A 6,701-nucleotide genomic window follows, 5' to 3' on the forward strand; every position below is an offset into this window, starting at 1 on the left:
CCCGCCCACCATCGGACCTCAGCACGTTCCCCACCCATGAACAGCTCAACGAGCACACGGTCAAACCGTCACGACAAGAACCGTTGCAGTACTAGCTGCCCACTTTGAGGCGGAGTTGCTTGAGCCGTAGGCACGGCGTAGGCCAGGCCGTTGGCAGCCGGGGATGACGACGTTGCACCGAGGAACTCTCCTCCGCCCACGCCGCCTGACCGTGGTGGCCGGCCATCCCCAGCAGGCGCACGGCGCTCCAGGGAAAGGTCGGCGCCGCCGGTCAGCCGGTGGAAGGCGTCCGAGACACCGCAGGCCCGGAAGCCCGACGAACATGCTCTGCTCCCCGCACCCGCGGGGATGGTCCCTCGCCGGAGATCGCGACGGATGAGGCCTGGACCAGGGGAGCGCAGCCGAGAGCGTGTGCGGTGCCGGGTGCGGGGAGCAGTTGTCGAATCGTCTCGTTGATCTGCGTACGAAGGGACCATCCCCGCGGATGCGGGAAGCAGACGGAGGCGGGCACCAGGGCGACCTTCATGCCGAGACCATCCCCGCGGATGCGGGGAGCAGAGGCCGATGATCTCGAGGTCGGTGTGGAGGTACGGACCATCCCCGCGGGTACGGGGAGCAGTTCGCCGTCGGCTGGTTCGGTTTCTCCGGATGGGGACCATCCCCGCGGGCGCGGGGAGCAGGCGCGGCCGGTGTCGTCGTAGACGATGACCTTGGGACCATCCCCGCGGGCGCAGGGAGCAGCGCCAGACGTCGTCATCGCCCTCACCTGCGTGGGGACCATCCTCGCGAGTGCAGGGAGCAGTAGATCGTGGAGAAGTCGATCTCGTCCGTGTAGGGACCATCCCCGCAGGCGCGGGAAGCAGGGGCGTCAGTGTCAGAGTCGCCCGTAGGCGGGGGACCATCCCCGCAAGGCGCGGGGCACCACGGTCGTCAACAGGTAGCAGGGGAAGAGATCCTCGACGGGACGTCCGTACGCACCGAAGTGCTCGTAAGTAGCCAGCAAGCGAGGCGTGACCGGCTGCGTGAGGAGAGCGGCTCGCTCCTTTGGGCCACGCCGGAAGGCCGACGCAGGCAGCAAGTGATCGGCTGGCTCCAGCGCCAGTGCACCGGACGAGTGCTCCCCGGCGCGGAAGGAGGAGCACTCGATGTTCTGGTTGTGTTTCCGAGGCAAGGGCCCGGCTCCGGGCCGTGGGCGGGCGCGTGTTTTCAGGGTGGGCGCGCTGCTGCTGGCGGCACTGACGCCGGCCCTTCCGGCTTCGGCCGCCCAGGTATTCCCCTCCGCCTCCCAGCCTGGCGCGGTTCCCCATGGTGTCGTGAGCACGCCGCGGGGCGATGCCGGAGACCGGCTCGGCACTCCCGTGGTCACGCCCCTGGGAGAGTTCGGTGGAGTCCGCTACGTGCAGTACGACGGTGTGTTCGAGGGCGAGACGTCGACCGGGCGGTTCCGGGTGCCCTACCGGATCAGTGCTCCGGCCGATGCGCACGACACCAACGGCACCGTTGTGGTGGAGCCGTCGCACTTCGGGGTAGGGCTCGGCGCGTTGAATGTCTACCTGCGCAGGGACTTCCTGTTCCGCCAGGGATTCGTGCACGCCGGTGTCGGCTGGAGCACGCTCGGCAACCGCATCCTCGACCCGTCGGTGCCCGGCACGTTCATCGAGGGCGGATTCGAGGAGGACGGCGAGAGGGTCGACGACGAAATCATTTCTGACTTCGCCCGGGTGCTCTCCTCCCGCTCGTCCGACGCGCGCCCACTGGTCGGCAAGGTGCACCGGCGGTACGCCACGGGCTTCTCCGACAGCTCGTATCCGCTCCTGCGCCTGGTCCATTCCGGCCATGCCGCAGGCGCCTTCGACCTGGTGCTGCCCATCACCACGGAGGGATTCGACCCCCAGGCCGACATCGCCGCCGACCGCTACAAGGGCAAGATCCTCATCGTGAATTCGGAGGCCGACGATCCAACGAACCTGACCGACCGGGGCGTCGCGAGCAAGCGGTACCGCTTCTACGTCGTCGCGGGAAGCCCGCACGTTCCGGATCCGCTGGACGCACCGCTGGACGTGCCGTTCCCGGTGAAGGGATCCACACCGGCGAGCTTCGTGCCCGCCCTGCGCGCGCACTTCCTGCAGGGCCACGACTGGGTCCGCAAGGGATCACCGCCGCCGACGAGCACGCAGTTGCGCACCGAGGGCGACAGCATCGTCCGGGACGCCAACGGCAACGCGATCACCGAGGACCGCACCGGCCGGCTCGTGCCACGGCTGCCGTTCGTCGAACTCGGCGAGGCCCGGTACATCGCCGGCTTCATCGGCAGCTACGACAACGTGCGCACCGCGCAGCAACTCGGCTTCAGCAGCCACCAGGCCTACACCAAGGCCTTCGGCGACAAACTCCGTGACTACCAACGAGCCGGCTTCATCCTGCCGCAGGACGCCGCCGACATGCGCCGCCGCGCAAAGCTGTGCCCTCCGTCAACGTTCACCGAGACCTACCGCGACCACTACACCCAGTTCGTCGCGATCCAGCCCTGCACCGCCCAGTGAACCCGCACAGACACTCACCCCGCCAATGACACGGCACACCGGCAGCCGCGCCCCGGCGACGAGAACCGCCACCGCACGCCACAGAGCCGGACCGCACGCGGACGCACGCGATCCGGCCCTGCCGGTGCGAACGCCCGTACCGCAGACGACCGGGGCAGAGGCGCACCGGCGGTCAGACGTGCGGCTCAGGAGTACACGGCGGAGGGGCGCACCTTCGGAGCGCCCCTCCCCCACCGCCCGCCCAAGGGCCCGGTCCCGCGCAGGTGCACATGGCAGACCGCTTGAGATACAAAGCCACGCGTCATGGTGCTCGCGACGCAGGGGGGATGGATCCGTCGTTTTCCAACCAGTTCGACGTGCAGGCCGTTCTGGAAGGCGGGAAGCATCCCGCCCAGTTCGGGACCAACGTGCTGGCCGGTCTCGTTGAAGGGATCGACACTTTCCGCCGTCACCGAGCGGATGGGCTTGGCCAAGGGGCGAGGCGGCCGACGTACGGGGGGCGCCAGCCGCCTCAAGGCCACCGCCTGGGAACAGGGACCAGGGTGGCCGCAGCCCACCATGACATGGCCCCCGCCGGACCGGACCAGAACACGCCCCAGCGGCTGCCGGCCTCAACCGATGGGAGGCCGGGCACCCAGCCGGGCCAGGATCGGCCTGCCGCCCACCACCAGGAACAGGGCAACACGATCTGCCGCTACATCATTTGGCGGAACAAGCACGCCGCCGACGAACGCCTCCGCCAAGTCGTCCCCGGGGCGAACGGCGCCTGGCTCAGCGCTGGAGGGCCAGTCTCGCCGCTGCGGCCGGGCTGCGAGCGAGACAGTGCGTAAACTTTTGTTTCCATTCCTCGATTCGGAAACTATAGTTGTCACATGATGGTCTCTGAGATCACCCCGGAAGAACAGGCAGAACTCGACAAGGCGCTGTACGACGCCTTGAACCCGCTGGCCTCGGCGATTCGCTCCCGACAGACCGGGCTGCCCGCGGACCGTATGTGGGAAGCGGATCCCATCGAAGTGGCACTGTCCGTCCTGGCCGCTTGGAAGGTGATGGACGCCGAGGTCAGGCGGTTGACCGCGCACGCGGCAGCAACCGCTGGCTCCTACGGCGCCAGTTACGAGCAGATGGGGACTGTCTGGGGCATCACCCGGCAGGGTGCCCGTAAGAAATGGCCCGACGCCATCAGCCGCCCAGCGCCCGCGACAGCGGGCAGGAGCACGCTCGCGCTCTTCGGGGGGACTGCCGAACTGGTGCAGGCGCCCGCCGGTGACTGGAGTTGGACAGGCGTGGGCGCTGACGGAGCATCCGCCGCGGTCACCGAGGGGACGCGCTACGCGACCGCGGAAGAAGCAGCAGCCCATGCGGGCGCTTTCCTCAAAGAACACGCCCTCGACGCCGTCGACCGTTCCTAGCATCAGGCAACGTTCGCCCTGTTCACTACCTCGCGAAGTCGTTCGTTGGAGGCGTGCTTGTTCCGCCAGATGATATAGCGGCGGATCATGCTGCCTTGTACATCAAGGCCCACCAGGCGAGCGGGAACGTTTGGCGGCACCCGGCCCGGACGAGCGACGCACAGGGCCGGCTGCACCCGGCGCAGTTCAGTCGGCGTGCGGGTCGTATCCGAGGCTCTCCAGGAGTAGGCGGGCGTTCTTCTTCCTCATGTTCAAGGAGTGCCGCCAGGACGCGCATGTCCCGGTGGGAGGTGCGGCCTTGCGCTCGGGACCATCCCCGCGGGTGGGAGCAGACGACGACCGTGCAGCCCTCGGCGCGCAGGGCGGGACCATCCCCGCAGGTGCGGGGAGCAGAACGCGTCCGTCGCGAACTTCTCGACGTACAGGGGACCATCCCCCGCGAGTGCGGGAAGCAGGCGACCGCCCGCGCGTCGTGGACGCGGGAGTCGGGACCATCCCCGCGGGCGCGAGGAGCAGACTTATTCCTGGCGGAGCCATTCGCGGTCGAGGGGACCCTCCCCGCAGATGGGGGGAGCAGCCGAAGGAAAACCACGCATGGCTGGCTTCGATCACTTCTTGCGACAGCGTTTGTTAACGAGTTTTGACGGCATTGTCCGGTCGAGGGCTTCGCAGATCGTCACGAGTTTTGAAGGCACCTGCTGAGTCGGCAAGTTGCGACAGGGCTGTCACAAGCTTCGAAGATCCCTTGACCTTGCCCCAGAGGGATAGACGACAGTGCCTCTGCCGATCACATGAGCGGGCGGTCTGTGCTCGCTGGTCAAGGACGAAGAGGGGGAGTTCGCGTGACCGCGACCTGCGTCATTCTCGACATCGGCGGCGTGTTGGAGATCACTCCGGAAACCGGATGGGTGCAACGGTGGGAAGAGCGGCTGGAGCTGCCGCTGGGCACTGTCCATGAGCGGATGCGCGACGTGTGGCGGGCTGGGAGCGTCGGGAGCATCAGCGAGCGCGAGGTGCACGAGCAGGTGGCACTCCGGCTGGGTCTCAACGCCCCCCAGGGTGAAGCCTTCATGGCCGATCTCTGGGCGGAGTATCTGGGGACGCCGAACGAGGACCTCATCGACTATGTGCGGGGGCTGCAGGGACGCTGCAGGCTGGGCATCCTGAGCAACAGCTTCGTCGGCGCCCGGGAACGGGAGACGGCGCTGTATCACTTCGACGAATTGGTGGAGCAGATCGTCTACTCCCACGAGATCGGCATCGAGAAGCCCGACCTGCGTGCCTTTGAGGCCGCATGCGCCAGCTTGAACGTGCGGCCGGAGAACTGCCTGTTCATCGACGATGTCGCAGTCAACGTCGAGGCCGCCCAAACGGCGGGCATGCAGGCGCACCCTGTTCGAGGACAACGCCCGGACCATCACGCGCATCGCGGCTCACTTGGACGCCGGACCCTTGGTCCCAGGGCGTGTCCCGCTCGCGTGACGTCGGCCTGGCCGGTCTTCAGCGTTGCCGGCCAGGCGTTGAAGTGGTTGATCAGCCCGCTGCGGTCTGTTCCGCTCGTGCCCGGGGGGACCATCCCCGCAGGTGCGAGGAGCAGGCCTTGTCGCCCTGGCCCTAGTCCAGACCGTGGGGACCATCCCCGCGGACACGGGGAGCAGAGCGTGGCCTGGCGAGGGTAGAGGTTCGGCCGGGGACATCCCCGCGGGTGCAGGGAGCAGCCCTGGCCGGGCTGGGGACTCATCGAACGATGCGGATGCCTGGCAGCGGAAACATCTCATCGCCTTCTGCGGTGAGGACTTCTCGCGCCAGCTGCCAGGCGCGTCCCCACCCGGCGTCGGTAGCCAAGGCTTCCCTTGTCCACCGATCCACGTCGGTGACCTGGGACATCTCGATGAAAACTTCATCGATCATCTGCAGCAAGGGCAACACCTCACGACTGAGCTGGCCCTCATCGACCAGTCGCCCAGCGAGGCGGAAGGCATCATCGAAGCCCAAGGCGATCTCGTCCGGCGGTACGTCGTATTGGTCCAGCCAAGCCACCTGATCCGAAGCAGGCGCCGCAACCACGACGACCGCCTCGATCAGCATGCGACGACGCGCTGAAAGACCAGGGCTCTCCACAAGGTCATCGTGCCACGACCCCGCTTGAGCCCGATCGAAGCCACAGAGCAGCGCTCCGGCGAGGCTGTCTAGCGGTCGGTGGCCTTGGGGTGGCTGGTGGAAGCGCAGTCGATCCAGATCGTTCGGCGTTCGACGTCGAGTAGGTACCAGATACGCCCGCCAGCGGTGACTTCAACCTGCCAGCGGTCCATCGTCTCGCCGCGGTAGATGCCGTGGGCCAGCTCGCCCTTGAGCCGGTGATGACGCTCAGTCACCGGGTGGCCGGGGCCGGGCCGGTCCTCATGAGGTACCAGGCGGCGCGGATGATGCTTGCGGACGCGGGGAGCAGAGTATGGCGTCCACGTGGGCCGGGTCGAAGAGGGGACCATCCCCGCGGGCCCCGGCAGCGTGCTGGTGGGCGCGGACGACGGTGGAGTCGACCGCGACGACCCAGTCGAGGTCGCCCTCGGCGTCGGCCTGGGCGAGCAGAGCGGTGAAGACCCTCTCCCAGGTGCCGTCGGCGGCCCACTTCCGCAGGCGATTATGGGCGCCTTTCCATGACCCGAAGTGCTCGGGCAAGTCCATCCACGGTGTCCCGGTGCGGTACTTGAACGCGATCGCGTCGATCACCTGCCGGTGATCCCGC

4 protein-coding genes and 4 pseudogenes are annotated in these 6,701 nt (G+C 67.8%); 4 read left to right on the forward strand and 4 right to left on the reverse strand.

The window, feature by feature from the left end:
* The first annotated feature begins 1,313 nt into the window (after positions 1 to 1,313).
* From ABZ070_RS34335 to ABZ070_RS34345, 3 genes and pseudogenes are all read left to right on the forward strand, one after another.
* The gene (locus tag ABZ070_RS34335; RefSeq protein ID WP_356639763.1) at positions 1,314 to 2,543 is read left to right on the forward strand and encodes an alpha/beta hydrolase domain-containing protein; all 1,230 of its coding nucleotides are present in this window, start codon (positions 1,314 to 1,316) and stop codon (positions 2,541 to 2,543) included.
* A gap of 665 nt (positions 2,544 to 3,208) precedes the next feature.
* A pseudogene (locus ABZ070_RS34340) lies at positions 3,209 to 3,310 on the forward strand (transposase); the annotation flags it as partial.
* A gap of 105 nt (positions 3,311 to 3,415) precedes the next feature.
* On the forward strand, positions 3,416 to 3,955 hold the full coding sequence (locus tag ABZ070_RS34345; RefSeq protein ID WP_356639765.1) for a hypothetical protein: 540 nt from the start codon (positions 3,416 to 3,418) through the stop codon (positions 3,953 to 3,955).
* 2 nt (positions 3,956 to 3,957) lie between these two features.
* On the opposite strand, the pseudogene ABZ070_RS34350 reads toward ABZ070_RS34345, so the two are convergent.
* Positions 3,958 to 4,053, reverse strand: a pseudogene (locus ABZ070_RS34350) (transposase); the annotation flags it as partial.
* Positions 4,054 to 4,797: 744 nt separating this feature from the next.
* On the opposite strand from ABZ070_RS34350, the pseudogene ABZ070_RS34355 reads away from it, so the two are divergent.
* Positions 4,798 to 5,437 (forward strand): annotated as a pseudogene (locus ABZ070_RS34355) (HAD family phosphatase).
* 255 nt (positions 5,438 to 5,692) lie between these two features.
* On the opposite strand, the gene ABZ070_RS34360 reads toward ABZ070_RS34355, so the two are convergent.
* From ABZ070_RS34360 to ABZ070_RS34370, 3 genes and pseudogenes are all read right to left on the reverse strand, one after another.
* Positions 5,693 to 6,043 (reverse strand): hypothetical protein, encoded by a 351-nt coding sequence (locus tag ABZ070_RS34360; protein WP_356639767.1) that lies wholly within the window; start codon positions 6,041 to 6,043, stop codon positions 5,693 to 5,695.
* 101 nt (positions 6,044 to 6,144) lie between these two features.
* The gene (locus ABZ070_RS34365; protein WP_356639769.1) at positions 6,145 to 6,330 is read right to left on the reverse strand and encodes a hypothetical protein; all 186 of its coding nucleotides are present in this window, start codon (positions 6,328 to 6,330) and stop codon (positions 6,145 to 6,147) included.
* A 121-nt stretch (positions 6,331 to 6,451) separates the two neighbouring features.
* A pseudogene (locus tag ABZ070_RS34370) lies at positions 6,452 to 6,701 on the reverse strand (transposase); the annotation flags it as partial.

This window comes from Streptomyces sp. NPDC006283 (assembly GCF_040613325.1).
Lineage (GTDB): Bacteria > Actinomycetota > Actinomycetes > Streptomycetales > Streptomycetaceae > Streptomyces.